The organism is Streptomyces sp. NPDC027663, from assembly GCF_055566415.1.
Window position 1 is genome coordinate 1 of sequence record NZ_JBVHSK010000018.1, and the last position, 22,229, is coordinate 22,229.

Sequence of the window (22,229 nt, forward strand, 5' to 3'; positions counted from 1 at the left end):
GAGTGTGGTTTTCTCTCCCTTGGGGGCTGGGGGGGGGGGGTGGGGGGTGGGGGTGGGGGGGGGGGGGAGGGGGGTGGGGGGGGGGGGGGGGGGGGGGGGTTGTCCCCCCCCCCCCCCCCCCCGCCGCACGGTCACCTCGTGCCGAGGAGCTGCTCCATCTCCTTGATCTCGGCGTTCTGCCCCGTGACGATGGCGTCCGCCGTGTCCTTGGCGGGGCCGAACCCGCCCTTGTCCTGCTCGGTGGCGGCCATCTCGACGGCGCCCTGGTGATGCCGGACCATCAGCGCCAGGAACGTGCTGTCGAACTCCTTGCCGGTGGCCTTCTTCAGGGCCGTCATGTCGGCGTCGCTCATCATCCCGGACGTACCGGCGTGGCCCGAGTGGTCCATGCCGGCCATGGGCACCTGCTCGCCCCAGGACTTCAGCCAGCCGGTCATGGCGCGGATCTCCGGGTCCTGTGCCTTCTCGATGCGGGCGGCGAGGTCCTTCACCTCGGGCGAGGTGGCCCTGTCGGCGGCGAGTTCCGCCATTTCCAGCGCCTGCTGGTGGTGCGGGATCATGCCCTGGGCGAAGGCGACGTCCTGGGCGTTGTGCGCGGCCGCGGAGGCGGTCGGGGCGGCGGAGGAGCCGTGGCCGGTGTGGCCGGAGCCGGAGCTGTTGCCGCCGCAGGCGGCGAGGACGAGGGCGGCGGTCGCGGCGACCGCGGTGAGGGCGGCGCGGCGCGTCAGAGTACGGGTGGGCATGCGAGAACTCCTGCTGTTCTGAAGGGATTTCGGGCGCGCGTGGGCACGACCGCGGCACCCGCGCAGGGCAGGGCGTGCGGCCGTGGCGGCCTCTAGATCCGCAGAAGCTGGAGTTCGGACAGGTCGGGTGGCGCGCGGGCGCCTTCCGGCGCGCCGGCCGGACCGGAGCGCAGGCACGGGGCCGCCGCCGGGGCGGTCACCGGGTCGGGGACCGGTGCGGGCAGCTGCGGGCCGCCGTCCACCGCGGCCGAGGCACAGCTGGGGTCGGCGTGGTGCAGCCGGTGACCACCGCAGTGGCCGTCACCGTTCATGCAGTCGTCCGGTGCGCCGACGGCGACCGCGCCGTGTGCGGCCGGCCCGTGCGCCGTATGCCCCATGCCGCCGCCGGGTGCCAGGGCGTGCATCCCGAGCACCCCGGCCAGCACCACCAGCACGAACAGCGCGCGGTACCGCCGCTGGGGCGGTCGCGGGGCGTGCGGTCGGGTGCCGGTCATCGGGGACATCGTACGAGGGCCGGGAGGCGTGGCCCGGCAGGGGCTCACCGGACCTCGTGCGCGCGGCCGGCCGGGGCGAGCGCACGGCGTGTCTGCGCCATGCGCCCCCTACGGTCTGGTGCCCTGGTCAGGACGGCCGGAGTACGACTTAATGTCACCGTGAGGTCAGCCGCCGCCACCCGGAGCCGAGCATCGGAGACCGGCCCGGCGGTTCGGCCTGGAGCCGCATGTCCTGCGGGCGCGGAAGGCGGGTCCGTGCCCGGCCGCACCACTGCCGGGCGGTCGCCGAGCGAGCCCTTGCCGAGTGAGGAGCGAGCCGTGTTCTACTACCTGCTCAAGTACGTGGTCCTGGGCCCTGTGCTCAGGCTCGTCTTCCGTCCCCGGATCGAAGGCCTGGAGCACGTCCCCGCGTCGGGCGCGGCGATCGTCGCCGGCAATCACCTGTCCTTCTCCGACCACTTCCTGATGCCGGCGATCCTGAAGCGCCGCATCACTTTCCTGGCCAAGGCGGAGTACTTCACCGGACCGGGCGTGAAGGGCCGGCTCACCGCGTTCTTCTTCCGCAGCGCCGGGCAGATCCCGGTGGACCGCTCCGGCAAGGAGGCGGGCCAGGCGGCGATCCGCGAGGGCCTCGGAGTGCTGCGGCGGGGCGAGTTGCTCGGCATCTACCCGGAGGGCACCCGCTCGCACGACGGCAAGCTCTACAAGGGGAAGGTCGGCGTGGCCGTGATGGCGCTGAAGGCGGGGGTGCCGGTCGTGCCCTGCGCGATGATCGGCACGTTCGAGGCCCAGCCGCCCGGCAAGGTCGTGCCCCGGATCCGCCCGGTGGCCATCCGCTTCGGCAAGCCCCTGGACTTCTCCCGCTACGCCGGCATGGAGAACGAGAAGGCCGTGCTGCGGGCCATCACCGACGAGATCATGTACGCGATCCTGGCGCTGTCCGAGCAGGAATACGTCGACGAGTACGCGGCCGTCGTCAAGGACCGGCAGACGGGGCAGCAGGGTGTGAAGAGCAGGTTCCCGCGGGCGCCGCTGAGCTGACCTCTGCCGTCGGCAGAAGGGCCGGGCCGCCCACAGCCCGGGTGCCTAGGCTCGCCGTATGAAGAGGGCTGTGGTGATCGGGGCGAGCGGGCAGATCGGCCGTCCGGTGGTTCGGGCGCTGGCGCGGGACGGCTGGGCGGTGACGGCCGCCTCGCGTGGCGGTGGCCGGGACACTGCGTGGGACGAGGCGGTACGGACGGTCCGGCTGGACCGGGCGGACGACGCGGCGCTGGCCGCCGTGGTGGGTGACGGCTGCGACCTGGTGGTCGACGTGGTCGCCCACGACGCCGGTCACGCGCGGCAGTTGACGTCCCTCGCGGACCGGATCGGCTCCGCGGTGGTGATCTCCAGCGTGTCCGTGTACGAGGACGGCGCGGGCCGGGGATTCGACACCCAGGACCGGCCCGGAGGTTTTCCCCGCTACCCGGTGCCGGTCCCCGAGAACCAGCCGACGGTCGCTTCGGGAGAGGAGTCGTCCAGCACCCGCAAAGCGGCGCTCGAACGCGAACTCCTCGCGCGGGGTGCGCAGTTCCCGGTCACGGTGCTCCGGCCGGGCGCAGTGCACGGACCGTACAGCCCGCTGCCGCGCGAACTGTACTTCGTCAAGCGCAATCTGGACGGGCGCGAGCGGCGGGTGCTGGCGTACCGGGGGGAGAGCCGATTCCATCCGTCGAGCGCGCGCAACATCGCCGAGCTGGTGCGGCTGGCGGCGGCCCGGCCGGGCTCCCGGGTGCTCAACGCCTGTGACGCGGAGGCGCCGATGGTCGCCGGGATCGGTGCGGCGATCGACGCCGTCATGGGGGTGGAGACCCGGACCACGTCCCTCGACGGGCCACCGGCCGGCTCGGTGGGGCTCACCCCGTGGTCGGTGCCGCTGCCGGTGGTGTACGACATGTCCGCCGCGGAGCGGGAGTTGGGCTACCGGCCGGTGGTCTCGTACGCCGAGAGCCTGCCGGAGACGGTGGAGTGGCTCACCGGGGCGCTGCGCGGGCAGGACTGGCGGGAGCGCTTCCCGCTGCTGGCCCGGGTCTACCCGGACCTGTTCGACTATGCGGCGGAGGACGCCTGGCACGCGGCCTGAGAATGCGCGGAAGGGGCGGCCGGGAGATCCGGCCGCCCCTTCTCACCGTGCCGGTGCGGTTACGGCTTCGGCGTGGCGTGCGGGGCGCAGGTCACGTCCGCGGAGTCCAGCTTGCCGTCGAGGAGGTAGGAGTCGACGCGCTGGTTGATGCAGGGGTTGACCAGGCTGGTCACACCGTGGGAGCCCGCGTTCTTCTCGGTGATGAGGCGGGAGCCCTTGAAGCGCTTGTGCAGTTCGACGGCGCCCTGGTACGGGGTGGCCGCGTCCCGGGTGGACTGCACGATCAGGACCTTCGGCAGGCCCTTGTGCGTCTTGACCTCGAGCGGGTTGTGCTGCTTGCCCGGCCAGGTGGCGCACGGCAGGTTCATCCAGGCGTTCGCCCAGGTGAGGAAGGGGTAGTCGCGGTGCAGCCGGGTGTTGTCCCGGTCCCACTTGCGCCAGCTGGTGGGCCACTTGGCGTCGGCGCACTCCACGGCCGTGTAGACGGCGTTGCTGTTCTCCGAGGCGATGTTGCCCGCGATGTCCGACAGGTCGGGGGCCGCGGCGTCGACCAGCGCCTGGGTGTCTCCGGCGACGTACTTGCTGAAGACCGTGGCGACCGGAACCCACGAGGAGTCGTAGTACGGGGCGCTCTGGAAGAAGGAGATCAGCTCGGCCGGGCCGACGACCCCGCCGATGGGGCTCTTCTTGGCCGTGGCGCGCAGCTGGAGCCACTTGGCCTGGACGGCGGCGCGAGTGGTGCCGAGGTGGAAGGCGGCGTCGTTCGCGGCGACCCAGTCCTGCCAGTCCTTCCAGCGGCCCTCGAAGGCGACGTCCTGGCCGAGGTTGGCCTCGTACCAGATGTTCTCGCGCGAGGGGTCGACCACGCTGTCGACGACCATGCGGCGCAGGTGGCCCGGGAACAGGGTGCCGTAGACGGCGCCCAGGTAGGTGCCGTAGGAGACGCCGAGGTAGTTGAGCTTCTTCTCGCCCAGCGCGGCGCGGATGACGTCCAGGTCGCGGGCGGTGTTCGGCGTGGTCATGTGCGGCAGCATGGCCCCGCTGCGCTCGCCGCAGCCCTCGGCGTACTCGCGGGCCAGCTTGCGCTGCGCGGTCTTGTCGGCACGGCTGTCCGGGACCGGGTCCAGCTTGGGAGCCTTGACGAACTCCTGCGGGTCGATGCAGGAGATGGGCGCGGAGTGGCCGACACCGCGCGGGTCGAAGCCGACGAAGTCGTAGGCCTTGGCGGCGTTGGCCCAGACCGCGTTCTTCGTCGTGACCCGGCGCGGGAAGCGCATCCCGGAACCGCCGGGGCCGCCCGGGTTGTAGACGAGGGCGCCCTGGCGCTCCGCCTTGCTGCCGGTGTTGCCGATGCGGTCCACGGCCAGCTTGATCTGCTTGCCGTACGGGTGGGCGTAGTCCACGGGCACGCTGACCCAGCCGCACTGGATGGGCTTCTCCAGCCCCCAGTCGGCCGGGCAGTCCTGCCAGTCGATGCCGGCCTTGGCGGCACGGGCGGCGGCTGTCGCGGCGCCCTTGGCCTCGCGGTCCGGTCCCGGCCGGCCGGCCGCTCCGGCCGCGGGTGCCGACATGGCTCCGGCGATCAGGGTGGCGGTGACGAGTACTCCGGCGGAACCGAGCGCCAGGACACGGCTCTTCGGTCTGTTCTGCCTCAAGTGGGGCCCCTCCCCGAACTTCGCTGCAAGTGGTCAGGCGGGGATCCTCTCGGCTGTGAGCACGCTGAGAACAGGGGTCGTCACCCTTCTTTACCAATCCGATAACCGGATGATCAAGTCCCGCTGAGCGAATCGCTCCCGCGGTCGGGGCGCATCGTGCCGTGTTTCCCCGGCGGCGAACGGCGGTTGCTGCTCACGCCGTTCTCCTCAGCCGAGCCGGATCAGCAGTTCGTCCAAGAGCTTTCGCAGCCGCAGCGCGTCCGGGGCGACGGCGCTGACCAGGGCAGCCGGGCCGGCCAAGGGCACCAGCGCGGCCCGTTCCCCCAGGACCTGCGACCGCACCGGATTCTCCGCGAACTCGGGGCGTACGACGACCAGTTGCCCGACCGCGCGGTGCCCGGCGAGCACCGCCGGCCCGTCCCAGCCACCCGGGGCGCCCGGCCCGCACGCCAGCTCCTGGTCCAGTACGGTCCGGCCCGCGACGTGCACGGTCAGCCTGCTGGTGAGCCGCCCGGGCTGCTCCCCGGCCCGGCCCAGCACCTGCTCCTCGCGCAGCACGAGGCGTGCGCCGGCCCCGAGTTCCGCCCGGGTGGCGACCCGGAGGTCACTGCCCTCGGCCGAGATCAACTGCTCGGGCAGCCAGCGCAGTTCGGCGCCGTCGGCCACGTGGAGCCGGACGTCGTACCGGGCCTCGCCCTTGTCCTGGCCGGGCAGGGCGAGGGTGGCAGCGGCCGACCCGATGTGCAGCCGGGCACCCTCCTCCACCCGGGCGGTCAAGGTGAAGCGGTCGCCGCCGAGCGGGCCGCTCATCGCACCGACGACCATGACCCTCGCCTCGGGCCCGGTCGACCGGGTGCGGCGCAGCGCCAGCGGGCCCTCGCCGTCCAGTACCGGCAGCGCCGTACCGCCCCGGCCGTCGGCCCGGGCGACGACACGGGCGCTCGCCCGGACCCCGGTGACGGTCATGCCGTCCACGCGACGAGCCGGTCACGGACCCAGGCGGCCACGTCGGCGACGCCGGTGCCGCCGGTGCCGCCGGTGCCGCCGGTGCCGCCGGTGCCGCCGGTGCCGCCGGTGCCGCCGCGCAACGACTGGAAGACGACGGGGAGTTCGGCGCGCTGCGCCTTGGCGTCGGCGGCCATCCGGGCGAGGTCGGAGCCGACGTACGGGGCGAGGTCGGTCTTGTTGACCACGAGCAGGTCCGCGGTGGTGACGCCGGGGCCGCCCTTGCGCGGGATGTCGTCACCGCCGGCGACGTCGATCACGAAGATCTGCGCGTCCACGAGCCCCTTGGAGAACGTGGCCGTGAGGTTGTCGCCGCCGGACTCGACGAGGATCAGGTCCAGCGGGCCTACCGCGTCCTCCAGGTCCTCGACGGCTTCGAGGTTGGCGGAGATGTCGTCACGGATCGCGGTGTGCGGGCAGGCCCCGGTCTCGACGGCGCTGATCCGCTCGGGCGGCAGCACGGCCTCCCGGAGCAGGAACTCGGCGTCCTCCCGGGTGTAGATGTCGTTGGTGACCACGGCCAGGGACACCTGGTCGCGCAGTGCGCGGCAGAGCGCGGCCACGGTGGCGGTCTTGCCGGATCCGACGGGTCCGCCGAGTCCGATCCGCAGGGCACGCCGGGTGCCGTCGGGACGGTGCGCGTCCGCGCCGAGGGCGGCGGGGCCGGGGTGGGTGTGGTCGATGTGCATGCAGCGGCTCCAGTCTTGGACTGTTGGACTGTTGGGTTCTTGGGCCCTTCGACTCTTGGGCCCTTGGGCCCTTGGGCTCTTCGGCCGAGTCCGGCCGTGTTCCGCCGGCCCGGCGTTGCGGACGAGGCGGTTCGGGGCGGATACCGGGGGGTCAGGGGGCGGAATCCCCGGGGTCGGGAAGGGCAGGGGCGGCGGGGCGGAACTCTCTAGGAGGCGAACAGCCGCACGGGCCAGCCGGCGTGCCACTCGGCACCGACTTCCAGCAGGGGCCCCGAAGCGACGGGCAGGGCGTCGGGCCCCTCGTCGAGCGCTCTGCGCGCAGCCTCCACCGCTCGGTCCGCGACGCGGTCCAGCTCCGGCGCCAGCCGGGCCAGCACCGCCGTCGCGTCGAACGGATCGAGGCTCAGCAACCGCACGGTGGCCGTCGCCGGACCGCTCACGCTCTCGTACGCGGCACAGTGGGCCGCGTCCTCGGGCGCGAGTCCGGCCGCCCGGGCGGCGAGACCGAGCACGACCGGCTGGTGGACGCCCTTGGGGAACTCCCGGGACAGGGCGTCGAGTTCGCCGGACGGCCAGGTCACCCGGGCGGCGCGCAGCAGCTGCCGGCCGAGGCGCCGCGCGGCGGTGCGCAGCGCGGGCGAGGGCGTACGGGCGTCAGCGGCGGCGTCCAGCTCCCGCGGCTCCACACCCAGTACGGCAGCGGCCGCCAGCGCGCTCGCCACGAGACCCGCGGTGTGCAGCCGCCCCCGGCAGAAGTCCTCAAGGCTCGCGGCCGAGGTGATACGGCCCGCCTTGACGGCGGCCTCCGCCCCGCCGGAGTGCGCGTGCCCTCCGGCGGGGAAGCGGCCGTCGGCCAGGACGAGCAGTGCTGCTCTGGACATCACGACACCGTCAGAAGAGGAAGTAGCGCTGAGCCATGGGCAGTTCCGCGGCCGGGGTGGCCTCGACCAGTTCGCCGTCGATGTGCACGGCGAAGCTGTCGGGGTCGATCCGGACGTCCGGCCGGGCGTCGTTCTGCCGCATGTCGGCCTTGGTGACGGCGCGCGTGGACTCGATCGCCACGAACCGCTTGCCGAGCCCCAGCCGCTGCGGCAGCCCGTCCTCGATCGCCAGCCCGGCCACGAAGTTCACCGAGTTGGCCGCAGGGGCCCGGCCGATCGCGCCGTACATCGGGCGGGGCAGGATCGGCTGCGGGGTCGGGATGGAGGCGTTGGCGTCGCCCATCTGCGCGTACGCGATCTGTCCGCCCTTGAGTACGAGGAGCGGCTTGACCCCGAAGAACGCGGGTTCCCAGAGCACCAGGTCGGCGAGCTTGCCGGTCTCGACCGAGCCGATCTCGGCGGCGAGGCCCTGGGCGAGCGCCGGGTTGATCGTGTACTTGGCGACGTAACGCCGTACCCGGTGGTTGTCGGCGCGTCCGTCGCCGGGCAGCGCGCCCCGCCGGCGCTTCATGACGTGCGCCGTCTGCCAGGTGCGCAGGACGACCTCGCCGACGCGGCCCATGGCCTGCGCGTCGGAGGAGATGATCGAGATCGCGCCGAGGTCGTGGAGGATGTCCTCCGCGCCGATGGTGGAGGGCCGGATCCGGGACTCGGCGAAGGCCAGGTCCTCGGGGACGGCCGGGTTGAGGTGGTGGCACACCATCAGCATGTCGAGGTGTTCCTCGGCCGTGTTGACGGTGAAGGGGCGGGTCGGGTTGGTGGAGCTGGGCAGGACGTTGGCCTGCGAGACCACGGTCATGATGTCCGGGGCGTGGCCGCCGCCGGCGCCCTCGGTGTGGTACGAGTGGATGCCCCGGCCCCCGATCGCGGCGAGGGTGTCGCCGACGAAGCCCGCCTCGTTCAGGGTGTCGGTGTGGATGGCGACCTGGATGCCGGTCCGGTCGGCGACGGTCAGCGCTGCGTCGATGACGGCCGGGGTCGAGCCCCAGTCCTCGTGCAGTTTCAGGCCGACCGCGCCGCCGCGGATCTGGGACAGCATCGCCTCATGGCTGACGGTGTTGCCCTTGCCGAGGAAGCCGACGTTGACCGGGTAGGCCTCCATCGCCTCCAGCATCCGGGCCAGGTGCCAGGGGCCGGGCGTCACGGTCGTCGCCTTGGAACCCTCGGCGGGGCCGGTGCCGCCGCCGACCAGGGTGGTGATGCCGGAGGCCAGCGCCTCGTCGGCCACTTGCGGGCAGATGAAATGGACGTGCGCGTCGATGGCGCCGGCGGTCAGGATGCGCCCGTTGCCCGCGATGATCTCGGTCTCGGGGCCGATGACCAGGCCGGGATGGACGCCGTCCATGGTGTCGGGGTTGCCGGCTTTGCCGAGGGCGGTGATCCGGCCGTCGCGGATGCCCACGTCGGCCTTGACGATGCCCCAGTGGTCGACGACGACGGCACCGGTGATCACGGTGTCGGGCGTGCCGTCCGCCCGGGTGGCGCGGGACTGGCCCATGGACTCGCGGATGACCTTGCCGCCGCCGAAGACGGCCTCGTCCCCGCAGGCGCCGGGGCCGCCGCAGCGGTCCTCCTCGATCTCGATCAGCAGGTCGGTGTCGGCCAGCCGGATCCGGTCACCGGTGGTGGGCCCGAACAGGTCGGCGTACGCGGCGCGGGAGATCTCAGGCATCCAGGGCACCTCCGGTCTCCCCGCGCAGCCCCGGCACGATCCGGGCGCCGGCCAGGGGTACGAGTCCGACCTCCACGGGGATGCCGGGCTCGAAGCGCACCGCGGTGCCCGCGGCGACGTTCAGCCGCTTGCCGCGGGCGGCGGCACGGTCGAACTGCAGGCCGGGGTTGGCCTCGGCGAAGTGGTAGTGGGAGCCGACCTGGACGGGCCGGTCAGCGGCGTTGAGGACGGTCAGCAGGGTGACCTCGCGGCCGTCGTTGCAGACGACGGGGTCGTCGGCGAACAGGATCTCTCCGGGAATCATCGCGTCCCCCTCAGATGATCGGCTCGTGGACGGTGACGAGCTTGGTGCCGTCCGGGAAGGTGGCCTCCACCTGGACGTCGTGGATCATCTCGGCGACGCCGTCCATGACGTCGTCCCTGGTCAGGATCTTGCGGCCGGAGGACATCAGCTCGGCGACGGTACGGCCGTCCCGCGCGCCCTCCAGGATGTGCGACGTGATGAGGGCGACCGCTTCCGGGTGGTTGAGCCTGAGGCCGCGGGCCCTGCGCTTCTCGGCCACGTCGGCCGCCACATGGATCAGCAGTCTCTCTTGCTCGTGCGGGGTCAGTTGCACGTCCCACCTCACAGTCCTAGCTCCGGACCGTGCGGGGTCCGGTTGCCGCAGCCACCGCGTCGGGGACAGGTGTAACACACAGACAATTGCTCGGATCGTCGTCGATTCGGGCGGAAAAACCCCTGGTGGCGTGGATGGGCAGGCTAGAACGCCGGAGTTTCAACGACGTTAAACCAGACCTTGATCCGCCGATGACCCTTCCATGGTCTCCTCTGGAGACTCCTGGGGTCAGGAACCGCCCGGCCTCCGGTGCTCGGCCGCGATTCCGAAGCGCTGCTGGTCGCGCGGGACGGAACCGGCCTCGTGGACCCCGGACACCGAGCTGATGACGTGCCCCTCGGACGACTCGTCCAGCGCGTCGAGCCGCTCCAGGTCGTCGGCCGAGACCAGCGCCACCAGGGGCTTGCCGTGCCGTGTCACGACGACGCGCTCCCCGCCGTACACCACCCGGTTGATCAGGTCGGCGAGTTCAGCCCTGGCTTGCGTCACCGGAATCTCGTAGGCCATACACCCAGCTTACGGGGCACCCCGGCGGGACCTACTTCTGCGGCAGCTGCAGCTCGGTGGTCCATTCTTCACCGAAACGGGTGACATGGCCGTCGTCTGCCTTTTCACCCGCGTTGATGCTGTACACGCCCTGGAGCGGCAGCTTCTCGCCGGGGCCCGCGGACTGCAGAACGTCGCACAGGTCGCCCACGGTGGCCACGGGAGAGTCCTTGACCGCGGTGATGACGTCACCGGTCGTGAGCGCGGCATCGGCTGCGGGCGAATCCGTCGACACCGTCATCACGAACAGCCCGGTGGTCTCCTGCTTCAGCAGGCGCTGCTGCGCGTCGGCCACCTGCTGCTCCAGCTTGGGGTCGCCGGAGAAGGCGGAACTGAGGGTCGGGTCCTCCACCGCTCCGAGCAGCCATCCGGGCGCGTTCTTGGTGTCACCGGCGGCCAGCCCGTCCAGCAGCGGGCGCACATGGTCGATGCTGATCGAGTAGTACTGCCCCTGCGCCTCGGGGTTGCCCAGGGTGTTCACGCCGACCACCTTGCCGTCCCCGTCGAGCAGCGGACCTCCGGAGTTGCCCGGGTTGATGGTGGCCGAGTGCTGGATGGTGTCCGGGTAGTGGGGCAGCGAGGGTGAGGGTTCCGCCGGCACATTGGGGGACTGGACCGCACCCGAGGTGTAGATGGGCTTCTGCGTCTCCGGGTTCTTCTCGAAGGAGGCCGGATAGCCGAGGGCCGTCACCGTGTCCGCCGCCTGGACGTCCTTGCTGTCGCCGAACTCGAGCGCCTTGAGGTCCGACACCGGGGTGTTGAACTGGAGGACGGCGAGGTCCTGGCAGGGGTCGATGCCGAGCACCCGGACGGGCACCTCCCCCTTGTCCGGGACGACCGCCTTGAGGGCGCTCTCCCCTTCGACGACGTGCGCGTTGGTGACGATGAGCCCCTTCTCGCTGTCGTAGATGAAGCCGCTTCCGCCGCCGTACTGTCCCAGCACGTTGACGGTGGCCGGCGCGGCCTTCTCGAAGATGTCGTGCGGCGATTCGTCAGCCGGCACGGCACCGGCGGTCGTTCCCCCCATGAGCATCGACACGACCGCGGCAGCGGCGAACACGACTCTGACTTTCGTATCCACGGCGTGGAGCCTTCCGACAAGGGGCGGCGCCTCACCGGGCCCAGCCCGGAAGTGATCGCTGTCAGCTTCAGGATAGGCGCGCCCCCCGACGCTGTCCTGGCAGGCCGTTTCCGTCCCACCACACTCCCCGGCTCTGTACGTCCTGTACATTTTTTACAGACAGCTCGCCGATGCGGCTCCGCCGCGAGAAGGGGTGTGCCCATGTCCGGGACCTCCGCCCGATACGTCCTGCCCGAGTTCACCGAGCGCACGGGAACCGGCGTCCGCACGCTCGATCCCTGGGCCAGACTCTTCGAGGACCGGATCGTCCTGCTCGGCGCGCCGGTCGACGCCGCGCTCGCGAACGACGTCACTGCCCAGCTCATGTACCTCGAACACGCGGCCCCCGACCGGGACATCACGCTGTACATCAACTCGCCGGGCGGTTCGTTCGGCGCCCTGACGGCGATCTACGACACGATGAACTACGTCAGTTGTGACGTGGTGACGTACTGCCTGGGGCAGGCCGCCTCCTCGGCGGCGGTGCTGCTCGCGGCCGGCACCCCGGGCAAGCGGTTCGCGCTGCCGGGCGCCCGCATGGTGCTCGAGCAGCCCGCACTGCCCGAGCCGGTGCACGGCCGGCCCGACGACCTCGTCCGCCAGGCCGAGGAGTTGACCCGGATGCGTGCACAACTGGAGCAGATGCTCGTCCGGCACACGGGGCGCACGGCCGGGCAGGTCCGCGCGGACCTGGAACGGGACCTGTTCCTGGACGCCGCCGGAGCCGTCGCCTACGGTCTGGTGGACGGCATCGTGCCCAGCCGCCGGGACACGCCCGGCGCACCGGATGCGAGGTGAGCCCCCGATGCTGCCGGAACTCCCGCCGCTGCCCGCCCTCACGCGCGCCGAAGGCGAGTTGATCGACCATTATCTGGACTCGGTGGACCTGCTGGGCCGCATCAATCCGGCCCGGCACGGAGACACCTACCACGGGCTGCGCGCGGCCCAGGCTCTGGTGCGCAAGGCGGCAGAGCTGCGTGACGCGCTCGCACTGATGCATCAGCGGGGCGAGACGGAGCTGCACGGGGACACGCTCGCACGGGCGTTGCGGGTGCTGGACGGTGAACGCCGCACCGCTCGCGTCGCGCTCCCGCCGGACGCCGTCGGCTGATCCGGACACCCGTCCGCCGCGACGGGATCACCGTGTCGACACGCGGCGCTCGGAGCGGACTTGAAACGGCCCGAACGACGTACCCCCAACCGGTGTACATCCAGATCGTTTTCCGGGCCTCCCGACTTGCACAGCACGCGTGTTCAAGGGTGCCCGGAAAACGCGTTGTCCCAGGTCCGGGGCTACGTCCGGGTCCTGACGGGTACTCGAACGCAGTAGTGTCCACCCGAACGGGTGAGTGGTGAGTAACGCCACAAATCCCCGATTCCATTGGGATTTTCGGACAGTAGTGAGTGAAGATCCCTGTCTGACGACAAGCCCCCGCCACCGCGGCGGGGCGGTCCGGGCGGACGCCGAGTCCTGCCGCCGCCCGGATGACCGGTCGACAGGAGTGGATCGGCAGGAGTGGAGGACCCAAGCAAGGCGGGTCGCCGGAACGGATGTTCGTTTGTTCGATGCAGACGGGCCTGAGGTTCCGAGCAGCCCTTGGGGTGAAGCCGTGGCAACGCGGCCGGGCTACTTCGCCAGCCCGAATCCGACAGGTCATCCTTCACAGGCGGCTGACGAAGGGTTGCGCATGACTGCGCTCAATCGAGTCCCGTCGCTGATGGCCCGGGCCGGCACGGCCTCGGCACTCACCCTTGCCGCCGTGGGCGGCTCGATCGCGGTACCCGGTCTCGCCACCGACGCTTCCGCCGCGACCACCGCGACGAAGGCACTTCAGGTAGCAGCGTCCAAGAAGGGTGCGCCGTACGCATGGGGCGCCACCGGCCCGCGCAGGTTCGACTGCTCGGGGCTGACGCTCTACTCCTACAAGAAGGCGGGCAAGAAACTGCCGCGTACCGCCGCCCAGCAGTACAACAAGACGCACCACATCAGCGCCAAGCGCCGCAAGGCGGGTGACCTGGTGTTCTTCCACTCGGGTTCCAACGTCTACCACGTCGGCATCTACGCCGGTCACGGCAAGATCTGGCACGCCCCGAAGACCGGCGACGTGGTCAAGCTCCAGAAGATCTGGACCAGGAGCGTCTGGTACGGCCGGGTCAGCTGACCCGACGTCAGGCCGGGAGCGGCTCCAGCAGCCGGGCCGCTCCCAGTGCCGTCAGCGCCACCCCGGTGCCCGCCCGGAGCCCACGGGCGGCCCGGGGCCGGCGCAGCCACCTGCCGAGCCGGTCCAACTGCTGGGAGACCGCGTCCCGCTCGCTCTCCGCCACGGCTGAGAAGAAGACGAACCGGCCCGACGCGGAGCCTCCCCGCCTGCTCCGCCACCCCCACGCCGCCGAATGCGCGTCGATGACGGCGCCCCCATCGAAGGCGTCCGCCGCCGTCTCGGCCGGGCCCAGGTGTGCCGGCCGGACCCGCGGGGTTTCTCCGTGCCGCGCCGGGCGCTCAGGATTCCTGCGGACCTCCCGCCGGTACGGATGCGGCCGGGACCGTCCAGGGCAGTTCGATGAAGACCGTCTTGCCGCCCTCGCGGGTGGGGCGGATCCGGAGTCTGCCGCCGCACTCCGCGGTGAGCCAGCGGATGATGACCATGCCGCGGCCGTTGTCCTGCTGGACGGCCGCGGGCAGTCTCTTCGGGAAGCGTGGATGGCTGTCCGTGACGCCGATGCGCAGGTGTTCGTCACGGTGCAGCGCGATGTCGACCGTGAAGGTGGGTGACTGACCGAAGGTGTGCTGTACGGCGTTGGTGGCGAGTTCGGAGACGATGAGCCGCACCGTGTCGGCCACTTCGGTGTCCGACGGCAGGCCCCACTCCGCGAGGGTTCCCACGACGTAGGTGCGGGCGGCGGAGACCGAGGCGGGATCGCTCGGCAGAGTGACGGATGCTTCCAGATGGTCTGCCATGGCGACGTCGTCCCTTTCCCGCGGGACCGCGGTCCGACATACAGCGGATGGTTCGAGTACGGTCCCGGACTGGTGCTTGCTCGTCAGACTGCCATCAACGGCCGGGCACGGGGGGCGATCCACCAAGATATGCATATATCTGTCGCTCGAAGCGGTGAACTCTGCGACGCGAGAACGTATTTGGGCGGCCCGTAAGGAGTAAGGAGGAGCCCATGCAGAACGGTCCCGCAGTGCGCCGACGCAAATTGGGCGCCGAACTGCGTACGCTGCGCACCTGCGCCGGGCTCACGAGCGGTGAGGCGGCGCGGCTGGTCGGCTGGCACCAGTCGAAGGTGAGCCGCATCGAGACCGGCGCCAGCGGTGTGAAACCGGCCGATCTGAGGATACTGCTCGACGCCTACGATGTCCGGGACGGGCATCTGCGCGAGTTGCTGCTGATGCTGGCAGGGTCGGAGGACGCGGGCGGCCGACACCGCTGGTGGCACGCCTACCGCGGGGTGCTGCCGCCCACGTACCGGGACTTCATCAGCCTGGAGTCGCAGGCCAGCGCCATGCGCACACTGGAGACCACGGTCGTGCCCGGTCTGCTGCAGACCCCCGAGTACGCCCGCGCGGTGACCCGGGCAGCCGTGAACGACCTCGACGAGGACCGGCTGGACGCGCTGGTGGAGGTGCGTCTGGCCAGGCAGGACGTGCTCCGTTCGGAGCCGCCGCTGGTGCTGAGCGCGGTGCTGGACGAGGCGGTGCTGCGCCGCGAGGTCGGCGGTCCGGGAGTGATGGCGCGGCAGCTGGAACGGCTGATGGAGGCGGCTCGGCTGCCCCAAGTACGGCTCCAGGTACTGCCGTTCGGCGCGGGGGCACATGTCGGCCTCACCGGGCCTTTCGTTATCTTCTCATTTCCGAGCACTTCTGATCTGGATGTGGTTGTTCTCGACCAGTTGACGAGTAGCCTCTACCTGGAACGGAAAGAAGACCTGATGGCCTACTCCGAGGCCTTCAACACCCTTCAGTTCCACGCCCTTTCCCCCGAGGAATCGCTGGACTACATCGCCGGGATAGGTGACGGCGCGTAAGGAGGCACCATGTCAGCTCTGCCTCGGAACGTCCCTGCCAGTACCGACCTGCACGACGTGCGCTGGCTGCGCAGCAGCTACAGCACGGGAGCCAACAACTGCGTGGAGACGGCCCGGCCGGGCTCCGGCCCCGGGGCCGGTCTGCTCGCCGTGCGCGACTCGAAGAACCCCGCCGGACCCGCGCTGCTCGTCTCCCCCGAGAGCTGGGCGGGATTCGTCACCACGCTCTGAACGAACCGAGTCACATTCCGATCAGGACCGGTCAGCCTCTCATCACTCTCGTGCGATGCACGGCCGTGTCACGCCGACTCATGGTCGCGTCTCGCCGATGACCCGTACAGCGCGTTCGATATCCGCCCCGGAGAGGTCCGCGCGGGCGGTCAGCCTCAGCCGCGAGATGCCGTCGGGCACGGAAGGAGGACGGAAGCAGCCCACGGCCAGGCCTGCCGTACGGCAGTCGGCCGCCCAGCGCACCGCCTGCTCCGGGGACGGAGCCCGCACGGAGACCACCGCCGCGTCCGGACGTACCGCCTCCAGACCCGCGCCGGTCAGCCGGGCATGCAGTTCCGCGGCCACCTCACGGGCCCGCGCCGCCCGTTCGGGCTCGCGCTCCAGCAGCCGCAGCGCCGCCAGCGCGGCACCGGCCGCCGCGGGCGCCAGGCCCGTGTCGAAGATGAAGGTGCGAGCCGCGTTGACCAGGTGGTCGATCACCCGGGCCGGACCGAGCACCACCCCGCCCTGGCTCCCCAGCGACTTCGACAGGGTCGCCGTGACCACCACGTCGTCGGCGCCCGCGAGCCCGGCCGCGTACGGCGCGCCCCGGCCGCCGTCACCCAGCACACCGAGGCCGTGGGCGTCGTCCACGACCAGTCCGGCGCCGTACTCCCGGCACGCCGCCGCCAGCGCGGCGAGCGGAGCCCGGTCCCCGTCGACGGAGAAGACCGTGTCGGAGACGACGATCGCCGCGCCGTCGTGCGCGGCCAGAGCCTTGCGCACCGCCTCGGGATCCGCGTGCCCCACGACCTGCCGCTCGCCCCTGGCGAGCCGGCAGCCGTCGATGAGGGAGGCGTGGTTGCCCGCGTCGGACACGATGAGCGAGCCGTGCGGGCCGAGCGCGGTGACCGCGGCCAGGTTCGCGGCGTAACCGGAGGAGAAGACGAGGGCCGCCTCGAAGCCGCAGAACGCGGCCAGTGCGCGCTCCAGCTCGGCGTGCAGTTCGGTGGTGCCGGTGACCAGCCGGGAACCGGTGGAGCCGCCGCCCCAGGTCCGGGCGGCACGGGCCGCTCCCCCGGTGACCTCGGGATGGCGGGCCAGGCCCAGATAGTCGTTGCTCGCCAGGTCCAGCAGCGGTGAACCGGCGGGGCGCGGGCGCAGGGTGCGTACGAGTCCGGCGCGGCGGCGCGCCTCGGCCTGCTCGTCGATCCAGCCGAACGCCATGGGTCCTCCGGTGCTTTTGTAGGTAGCGGACAGACCCTAGCGGCCCGGTCAGCCGCCCAGGGTGTGGCAATACCCACACGGTGATCCGACTCTGTTGTGCAAAGTCTCCTTGGCCCGGGGCGGTCCCGTAGGACAGGATCGGACCTCATGGACCTGCTGAACACGCTGGTGGACAAGGGGCTTCGGCGCGAGCTGCCGACCCGCGAGGAAGCGCTCGCCGTTCTGGCCACCTCCGATGACGACCTGCTCGACGTGGTGGCCGCGGCCGGCAAGGTGCGCCGGCACTGGTTCGGGCGCCGGGTGAAGCTCAACTATCTGGTGAACCTGAAGTCGGGCCTGTGCCCGGAGGACTGCTCCTACTGCTCCCAGCGACTGGGTTCCGAGGCCGGGATCCTGAAGTACACCTGGCTCAAGCCGGACCAGGCCTCCGAGGCCGCCGCCGCGGGCCTCGCGGGCGGCGCCAAGCGGGTCTGCCTGGTGGCCAGCGGGCGCGGTCCGACGGACCGGGACGTGGACCGGGTCTCGGACACCATCAAGGCGATCAAGGAGCAGAACGAGGGCGTCGAGGTGTGCGCCTGTCTCGGCCTGCTTTCCGACGGCCAGGCCGAGCGGCTGCGCGAGGCGGGTGCGGACGCCTACAACCACAACCTGAACACCTCGGAGTCCACCTACGGGGACATCACGACCACCCACACGTACGCCGACCGGGTGGACACGGTGCAGAAGGCGCACGCGGCCGGTCTGTCCGCGTGTTCGGGTCTGATCGCGGGCATGGGTGAGACCGACGAGGACCTGGTCGACGTCGTCTACTCGCTGCGGGAACTGGACCCGGACTCGGTGCCGGTGAACTTCCTGATCCCGTTCGAGGGCACCCCGCTGGCCAAGGAGTGGAACCTCACCCCGCAACGCTGCCTGCGGATCCTGGCGATGGTCCGGTTCGTCTGCCCGGACGTGGAGGTCCGCATCGCGGGCGGCCGCGAGGTCCACCTGCGCGCCATGCAGCCCCTCGCGCTGCACCTGGCCAACAGCATCTTCCTCGGCGACTACCTGACCAGTGAGGGCCAGGCGGGCAAGGCCGACCTGGAGATGATCGCGGACGCGGGCTTCGAGGTGGAGGGCGCGGACCAGATCACGCTGCCCGAACACCGGGCGGCCGGTGGCGGCTGCGGCTCGCAGGCGGAGACGGGCTGCGGTTCCCACGCCGAGGCCGGCTGCGGCTCGCACGAGGGCGGCGGCGTCTGCGGTACGGCGAGCGCGCCGGCCGCGGCGAACGAGCCGCGCACCGACCTCGTCGCCGTCCGCCGCAGGGGTGCCGGAACGGACCTCGCGCCCAATGCCTGAGCTCAGCGTGCCGGAGCTGCTGGACCTGGACCGGCGGCATGTGTGGCATCCGTACGGCCCGATGCCCGGGCGCGGGGAACCGCTCGTCGTGGAGGCGGCGAGCGGAGTCCGGCTGCGGCTGGCGGACGGCTCCGGCGAACTGGTCGACGGCATGTCGTCGTGGTGGTCGGCCATCCACGGCTACAACCATCCGGTGCTGAACGAAGCGGTGCGCGAGCAGCTCGGGCGGATGAGTCATGTGATGTTCGGCGGACTCACGCACGAGCCCGCCGTCCGGCTCGCGAAACTCCTCGTCGACATCTCGCCGGCCGGTCTGGAGCACGTCTTCCTCGCCGACTCGGGGTCCGTGGCGGTCGAGGTCGCGGTGAAGATGTGCCTGCAGTACTGGCGTTCGCTCGGCCGGCCCGGCAAACAGCGGCTGCTGACCTGGCGGGGCGGCTACCACGGCGACACCTGGCAGCCCATGTCGGTGTGCGACCCCAAGGGCGGGATGCACGAGCTGTGGACCGGCGTGCTGCAGCGCCAGGTGTTCGCGGGCCCGCCGCCCGCCGAGTACGAGGAGTCGTACGCGGAGCACCTGCGTGAGCTGATCGCGCAGCACGCGGACGAGCTGGCCGCGGTGATCGTGGAGCCGGTGGTGCAGGGCGCGGGCGGGATGCGCTTCCACTCCCCCGGATATCTGCGGGTGCTGCGCGAGGCGTGCGACGCGCACGACGTGCTGCTGGTGTTCGACGAGATCGCCACCGGCTTCGGCCGCACCGGCGCGCTGTTCGCGGCGGACCACGCGGCCGTCAGCCCGGACGTGATGTGCGTGGGCAAGGCGATGACCGGCGGCTATCTGACGATGGCGGCGACTTTGTGCACGTCCCGGGTCGCCGACGGCATCTCGCAGGGCGAGGTGCCGGTCCTGGCGCACGGGCCGACCTTCATGGGAAATCCGCTGGCCGCCGCGGTGGCCTGCGCCTCCATCGAGCTGCTAATGGGTCAGGACTGGCCTGCGGCGGTCAAGCGGATCGAGGCGGGCCTGCGGGACGGCCTGGCACCGGCGCGCCGGATTCCCGGGGTGCGGGACGTCCGCGTGCTCGGGGCCATCGGGGTCGTCCAGCTCGACCACCCGGTCGACATGCGAGCCGCCACCGACGCCGCCGTGCGGGAGGGCGTGTGGGTGCGTCCCTTCCGTGACCTGATCTATACGATGCCGCCGTACGTCACCTCGGACGAGGACGTGGCACGGATCGCGCGTGCGGTGTGCGCCGCGGCGCGGGAGGGTTGAGATGCCGGTACTGGTGATCACAGGGACGGGCACGGAGGTCGGCAAGACCGTCACCACCGCCGCCGTCGCCGCAGCGGCGCTCGCGGCAGGGCGTTCGGTGGCCGTGCTGAAGGCCGCCCAGACGGGCGTGGGACGGGACGAGCGCGGGGACGCGGACGAGGTCGCGCGCCTCGCGGGTCCGGTCACGACCGACGAACTCGCCCGATTCCCCGAACCGTTGGCACCGGGTACGGCGGCCCGGCGGGCCGGGATGGCGCCGGTGCACCCGCACGAGGTGGCCGAGCGGGCCGCCAAGCTGGCCACCGAGCACGATCTGGTGCTGGTGGAGGGGGCGGGCGGACTGCTCGTCCGGTTCGACGCGGCCGGCGGCACGCTGGCCGACGTGGCCCGGCTGCTCGGCGCACCGGTGCTGGTCGTCGCGCAGGCCGGGCTCGGCACGCTCAACATCACCGAGCTGACGGCACGCGAACTGCGGCGCCAGGCGCTGGAGTTGGCCGGAGTGGTGATCGGCAGCTGGCCGGACGCCCCCGATCTGGCCACCCGCTGCAATGTGGCCGACCTGCCGGAGGTCGCCGCCGCCCCGCTGCTCGGCGCGCTGCCCGCCGGGGCCGGTGTGCTGCCGCCCGCCGAGTTCCGCACGGCGGCTGCGGGCTGGCTCGCACCGCGGCTGGACGGGACCTGGGACGCGGAGGCGTTCCGGGTGCGTCAGGCGCCGTAGCCCTGCCCGGGCCACCGGTGCGGAAGTCCTCCGGTGGCCTGCCCGCGCCCGTGCGATGACGCACGACAACGGCACCCGCCCCGCGGTCACCGTCGGATGGGTGCCGTCACGCGCGGATCGAGGAGCAGCGCGTTTCGCCTTGCGTCTGCTCCCGGCGGGCTTGCCGAGCGAGTGGCCGGCACCGGGTGGGGTGCGCAGGGGTTCGTCTGGGGACACTCTCCCTAGGGCCGTCCTGCTCCAGGGAGGTTGCCATGCGGTTGCTGTCCACCCGATCCGCCCAGGTGGCGCGGAGTCCCGTCAGCCATCCGGTGTTCGCCCGCTACTACGCCCGGATCAGCGAGAGCGCCGAGACCCGGCTCGGAATGGCCGGGGTCCGGGAGCGGCTGCTCGCCGGTCTGTCCGGGCGGGTGATCGAGATCGGCGCGGGCAACGGGTTGAACTTCCGGCACTACCCCGGCACCGTCGCGGAGGTCGTCGCGATCGAACCGGAGCCATTGCTGAGGAAGTTGGCCCTGGAGGCGGCGCTGCGTGCCGAGGTGCCGGTCGACGTGGCTCCGGGCGTGGCGGAGGCCCTGCCGGTCAAGAGCGAGGCGTTCGACGCGGCCGTGCTGTCGCTGGTGCTGTGCAGCGTGCGCGATGTCGCGCGGGCGCTAGGTGAGGTACGCAGAGTGCTCCGCCCCGGCGGAGAGGTGCGGTTCTTCGAGCACGGGCGGGGCGGCGGGCGGGCGATGACGCTGACCCAGCGGACCCTGGACCGGACTCTGTGGCCCGCCCTGACCGGCGGCTGCCATGTGTCCCGGGAGCCGGTCGCCGCCCTGCGCGCGGCCGGTTTCGCGCTCGGCCCGCACCGGAGGGTGCTGCTGCCGGAGAAGGGGCCGGTGCTGCCGACCTCGTACTGTGCGCTGGGCGTCGCCTGGCGACCGGACGATCCGGGCGCACGCTGACCGGCTGCTCCGGCCGCGCAGGGCGGATCAGCGTCGGCTGCTCCGGCCGCGCAAGGCGGACCAGCGCCGGCTGCCCCGGCCGCCCGAGGTGGACCAGCGCCGGCTCTCCCGGCCGCCCGAGGCGGACCAGTGTCGGCTCGCCCGGCCGCGCAAGGCGGATCAGCTGCTCCAGCGGCGCAGTTCGCGCGCGATGTCGTCGACGTCGGCCGTGCCGTCCTTGACCAGCCGGGCGAGGTCTCTGACCTGTTCGGGTGTGGTGACGACCTTCACCCCGTCGGCCACCAGGTAGGCGTAGGCGACCGCCGAGGCGAACAGGGCGTTGGAGCGCTCCAGCGCCGGGACGTGGATGAGCAGTTGGAGCAGGGAAGCGGCTCGCGCGTGCGGGGTGTCGTAGACCGGTACGCCGAATATCTCGGCGCGGTGCCGGGCGACGGCGGCGACCAGGGCTCCCCAGTCCGTGACCTGCGGGTCCCCCGGGGTCCGCTGTTCGGCGAGCATGAGCAGCCAGGCGAGGTCGATGCTGAGATCGTTCAAGGTCTCAGCGACGGCCTTCGCCGGTACGGGGGCCGCGGGTCTCGGCGAACTCGTCGGCGAACACGGACTCGTACTGCTGCATGAAGTCGGCGGCGGCCTCCACGAACGTGCGGCCCGCCTCGCCGGTGTCCTGTCTGACCAGCTCTTCGATGTAGCGGTTGACGCTCATGCCGCGGGCCAGGGCGCGCTCGCGGGCCGCGCGGGCGGTTCCCTCGTCCACGCGCACGTTCAGCTGGGTCTTCGCCATGCCTCGAAGCTAGCGCCGGGGTGCTAGCGCACGCAACGGCGCGCGGAAGCACAGAACTGGTGCGCCGAGTCGGCCCGTCCCATACGCTCGCCCGGGACG

The 22,229-nt window shown here is 71.9% G+C and carries 27 protein-coding genes; 11 read left to right on the forward strand and 16 right to left on the reverse strand.

The features are described 5' to 3' along the window. Positions 1–131: 131 nt before the first annotated feature. Both ACZ4SF_RS32660 and ACZ4SF_RS32665 read right to left on the reverse strand, forming a co-directional pair. Positions 132–743 (reverse strand): DUF305 domain-containing protein, encoded by a 612-nt coding sequence (locus tag ACZ4SF_RS32660; RefSeq protein ID WP_468391714.1) that lies wholly within the window; start codon positions 741–743, stop codon positions 132–134. A gap of 92 nt (positions 744–835) precedes the next feature. Further along, positions 836–1,237, reverse strand: a complete 402-nt coding sequence (locus tag ACZ4SF_RS32665; protein WP_468391717.1) for a DUF6153 family protein — start codon at positions 1,235–1,237, stop codon at positions 836–838. A gap of 318 nt (positions 1,238–1,555) precedes the next feature. Between ACZ4SF_RS32665 and ACZ4SF_RS32670 the strand changes: the two genes are divergently transcribed. Then, positions 1,556–2,278: a lysophospholipid acyltransferase family protein gene (locus ACZ4SF_RS32670; protein WP_468391720.1), complete on the forward strand. Its 723-nt coding sequence runs from the start codon at positions 1,556–1,558 to the stop codon at positions 2,276–2,278. A gap of 70 nt (positions 2,279–2,348) precedes the next feature. Further along, positions 2,349–3,359 (forward strand): NAD-dependent epimerase/dehydratase family protein, encoded by a 1,011-nt coding sequence (locus ACZ4SF_RS32675; protein WP_468392032.1) that lies wholly within the window; start codon positions 2,349–2,351, stop codon positions 3,357–3,359. A 59-nt stretch (positions 3,360–3,418) separates the two neighbouring features. Here ACZ4SF_RS32675 and ACZ4SF_RS32680 read toward each other — a convergent pair whose 3' ends face one another. From ACZ4SF_RS32680 to ACZ4SF_RS32720, 9 genes are all read right to left on the reverse strand, one after another. After that, positions 3,419–5,014 carry an alpha/beta hydrolase gene (locus tag ACZ4SF_RS32680; protein ID WP_468391723.1) on the reverse strand — a complete coding sequence of 532 codons (1,596 nt, stop codon included), beginning with the start codon at positions 5,012–5,014 and terminating at the stop codon, positions 3,419–3,421. A gap of 207 nt (positions 5,015–5,221) precedes the next feature. Further along, positions 5,222–5,980: an urease accessory protein UreD gene (locus ACZ4SF_RS32685; RefSeq protein WP_468391726.1), complete on the reverse strand. Its 759-nt coding sequence runs from the start codon at positions 5,978–5,980 to the stop codon at positions 5,222–5,224. Next, entirely contained in the window at positions 5,977–6,708 is a 732-nt protein-coding gene (gene ureG, locus ACZ4SF_RS32690; protein ID WP_468391729.1) for an urease accessory protein UreG, read from the reverse strand. The genes ACZ4SF_RS32685 and ureG overlap by 4 nt, the downstream gene beginning before the upstream one ends. Before the next feature lie 206 nt (positions 6,709–6,914). After that, a complete protein-coding gene (locus ACZ4SF_RS32695; protein ID WP_468391732.1) occupies positions 6,915–7,589 on the reverse strand; it encodes an urease accessory protein UreF in 675 nt (224 codons plus the stop codon). Between the two features lie 10 nt (positions 7,590–7,599). Continuing rightward, on the reverse strand, positions 7,600–9,321 hold the full coding sequence (locus ACZ4SF_RS32700) for an urease subunit alpha (RefSeq protein WP_468391735.1): 1,722 nt from the start codon (positions 9,319–9,321) through the stop codon (positions 7,600–7,602). Next, positions 9,314–9,625: an urease subunit beta gene (locus tag ACZ4SF_RS32705; RefSeq protein WP_468391738.1), complete on the reverse strand. Its 312-nt coding sequence runs from the start codon at positions 9,623–9,625 to the stop codon at positions 9,314–9,316. Before ACZ4SF_RS32705 ends, ACZ4SF_RS32700 begins: the two co-directional genes overlap by 8 nt. 10 nt (positions 9,626–9,635) lie before the next feature. Beyond that, complete coding sequence (locus ACZ4SF_RS32710; RefSeq protein ID WP_059248006.1) at positions 9,636–9,938, reverse strand: urease subunit gamma; 303 nt, start codon at positions 9,936–9,938, stop codon at positions 9,636–9,638. A 228-nt stretch (positions 9,939–10,166) separates the two neighbouring features. Then, positions 10,167–10,445, reverse strand: a complete 279-nt coding sequence (locus ACZ4SF_RS32715) for a type II toxin-antitoxin system Phd/YefM family antitoxin (protein ID WP_468391741.1) — start codon at positions 10,443–10,445, stop codon at positions 10,167–10,169. A 31-nt stretch (positions 10,446–10,476) separates the two neighbouring features. After that, entirely contained in the window at positions 10,477–11,565 is a 1,089-nt protein-coding gene (locus ACZ4SF_RS32720) for a S1C family serine protease (RefSeq protein WP_468391744.1), read from the reverse strand. A 201-nt stretch (positions 11,566–11,766) separates the two neighbouring features. Here ACZ4SF_RS32720 and ACZ4SF_RS32725 point away from each other — a divergent pair, with 201 nt between their 5' ends. From ACZ4SF_RS32725 to ACZ4SF_RS32735, 3 genes are all read left to right on the forward strand, one after another. After that, positions 11,767–12,402 carry an ATP-dependent Clp protease proteolytic subunit gene (locus ACZ4SF_RS32725; RefSeq protein ID WP_468391747.1) on the forward strand — a complete coding sequence of 212 codons (636 nt, stop codon included), beginning with the start codon at positions 11,767–11,769 and terminating at the stop codon, positions 12,400–12,402. Between the two features lie 7 nt (positions 12,403–12,409). Beyond that, the gene (locus ACZ4SF_RS32730; protein ID WP_468391750.1) at positions 12,410–12,715 is read left to right on the forward strand and encodes a hypothetical protein; all 306 of its coding nucleotides are present in this window, start codon (positions 12,410–12,412) and stop codon (positions 12,713–12,715) included. Between the two features lie 577 nt (positions 12,716–13,292). Further along, entirely contained in the window at positions 13,293–13,766 is a 474-nt protein-coding gene (locus tag ACZ4SF_RS32735) for a C40 family peptidase (RefSeq protein ID WP_468391752.1), read from the forward strand. A 7-nt stretch (positions 13,767–13,773) separates the two neighbouring features. On the opposite strand, the gene ACZ4SF_RS32740 is transcribed toward ACZ4SF_RS32735, so the two are convergent. Continuing rightward, a complete protein-coding gene (locus ACZ4SF_RS32740; RefSeq protein WP_468391755.1) occupies positions 13,774–13,929 on the reverse strand; it encodes a hypothetical protein in 156 nt (51 codons plus the stop codon). 175 nt (positions 13,930–14,104) lie between these two features. Continuing rightward, the gene (locus ACZ4SF_RS32745) at positions 14,105–14,563 is read right to left on the reverse strand and encodes an ATP-binding protein (protein ID WP_468391758.1); all 459 of its coding nucleotides are present in this window, start codon (positions 14,561–14,563) and stop codon (positions 14,105–14,107) included. Positions 14,564–14,775: 212 nt separating this feature from the next. Here ACZ4SF_RS32745 and ACZ4SF_RS32750 point away from each other — a divergent pair, with 212 nt between their 5' ends. Continuing rightward, positions 14,776–15,636 carry a helix-turn-helix domain-containing protein gene (locus tag ACZ4SF_RS32750; protein ID WP_468391761.1) on the forward strand — a complete coding sequence of 287 codons (861 nt, stop codon included), beginning with the start codon at positions 14,776–14,778 and terminating at the stop codon, positions 15,634–15,636. A 9-nt stretch (positions 15,637–15,645) separates the two neighbouring features. Further along, positions 15,646–15,867: a DUF397 domain-containing protein gene (locus tag ACZ4SF_RS32755; protein ID WP_468391763.1), complete on the forward strand. Its 222-nt coding sequence runs from the start codon at positions 15,646–15,648 to the stop codon at positions 15,865–15,867. Between the two features lie 78 nt (positions 15,868–15,945). Here the strand turns inward: ACZ4SF_RS32755 and ACZ4SF_RS32760 are convergent, their stop codons facing one another. Next, entirely contained in the window at positions 15,946–17,073 is a 1,128-nt protein-coding gene (locus ACZ4SF_RS32760) for an 8-amino-7-oxononanoate synthase (RefSeq protein WP_468391766.1), read from the reverse strand. Between the two features lie 147 nt (positions 17,074–17,220). Between ACZ4SF_RS32760 and bioB the strand changes: the two genes are divergently transcribed. From bioB to ACZ4SF_RS32780, 4 genes are all read left to right on the forward strand, one after another. Then, on the forward strand, positions 17,221–18,414 hold the full coding sequence (gene bioB / locus ACZ4SF_RS32765) for a biotin synthase BioB (protein WP_468391769.1): 1,194 nt from the start codon (positions 17,221–17,223) through the stop codon (positions 18,412–18,414). Continuing rightward, on the forward strand, positions 18,407–19,687 hold the full coding sequence (locus tag ACZ4SF_RS32770; RefSeq protein ID WP_468391772.1) for an adenosylmethionine--8-amino-7-oxononanoate transaminase: 1,281 nt from the start codon (positions 18,407–18,409) through the stop codon (positions 19,685–19,687). The genes bioB and ACZ4SF_RS32770 overlap by 8 nt, the downstream gene beginning before the upstream one ends. Before the next feature lies 1 nt (position 19,688). Next, positions 19,689–20,405 carry a dethiobiotin synthase gene (bioD, locus tag ACZ4SF_RS32775; protein WP_468391774.1) on the forward strand — a complete coding sequence of 239 codons (717 nt, stop codon included), beginning with the start codon at positions 19,689–19,691 and terminating at the stop codon, positions 20,403–20,405. 251 nt (positions 20,406–20,656) lie between these two features. Further along, positions 20,657–21,349, forward strand: coding sequence for a class I SAM-dependent methyltransferase (locus tag ACZ4SF_RS32780; RefSeq protein ID WP_468391777.1), 693 nt, complete (start codon positions 20,657–20,659; stop codon positions 21,347–21,349). 159 nt (positions 21,350–21,508) lie between these two features. On the opposite strand, the gene ACZ4SF_RS32785 is transcribed toward ACZ4SF_RS32780, so the two are convergent. Next, a complete protein-coding gene (locus ACZ4SF_RS32785; protein ID WP_468391780.1) occupies positions 21,509–21,883 on the reverse strand; it encodes a fic family toxin-antitoxin system, toxin component in 375 nt (124 codons plus the stop codon). A gap of 4 nt (positions 21,884–21,887) precedes the next feature. Beyond that, positions 21,888–22,130, reverse strand: coding sequence for a toxin-antitoxin system HicB family antitoxin (locus ACZ4SF_RS32790; RefSeq protein ID WP_468391783.1), 243 nt, complete (start codon positions 22,128–22,130; stop codon positions 21,888–21,890). Between the last annotated feature and the right edge of the window lie 99 nt (positions 22,131–22,229).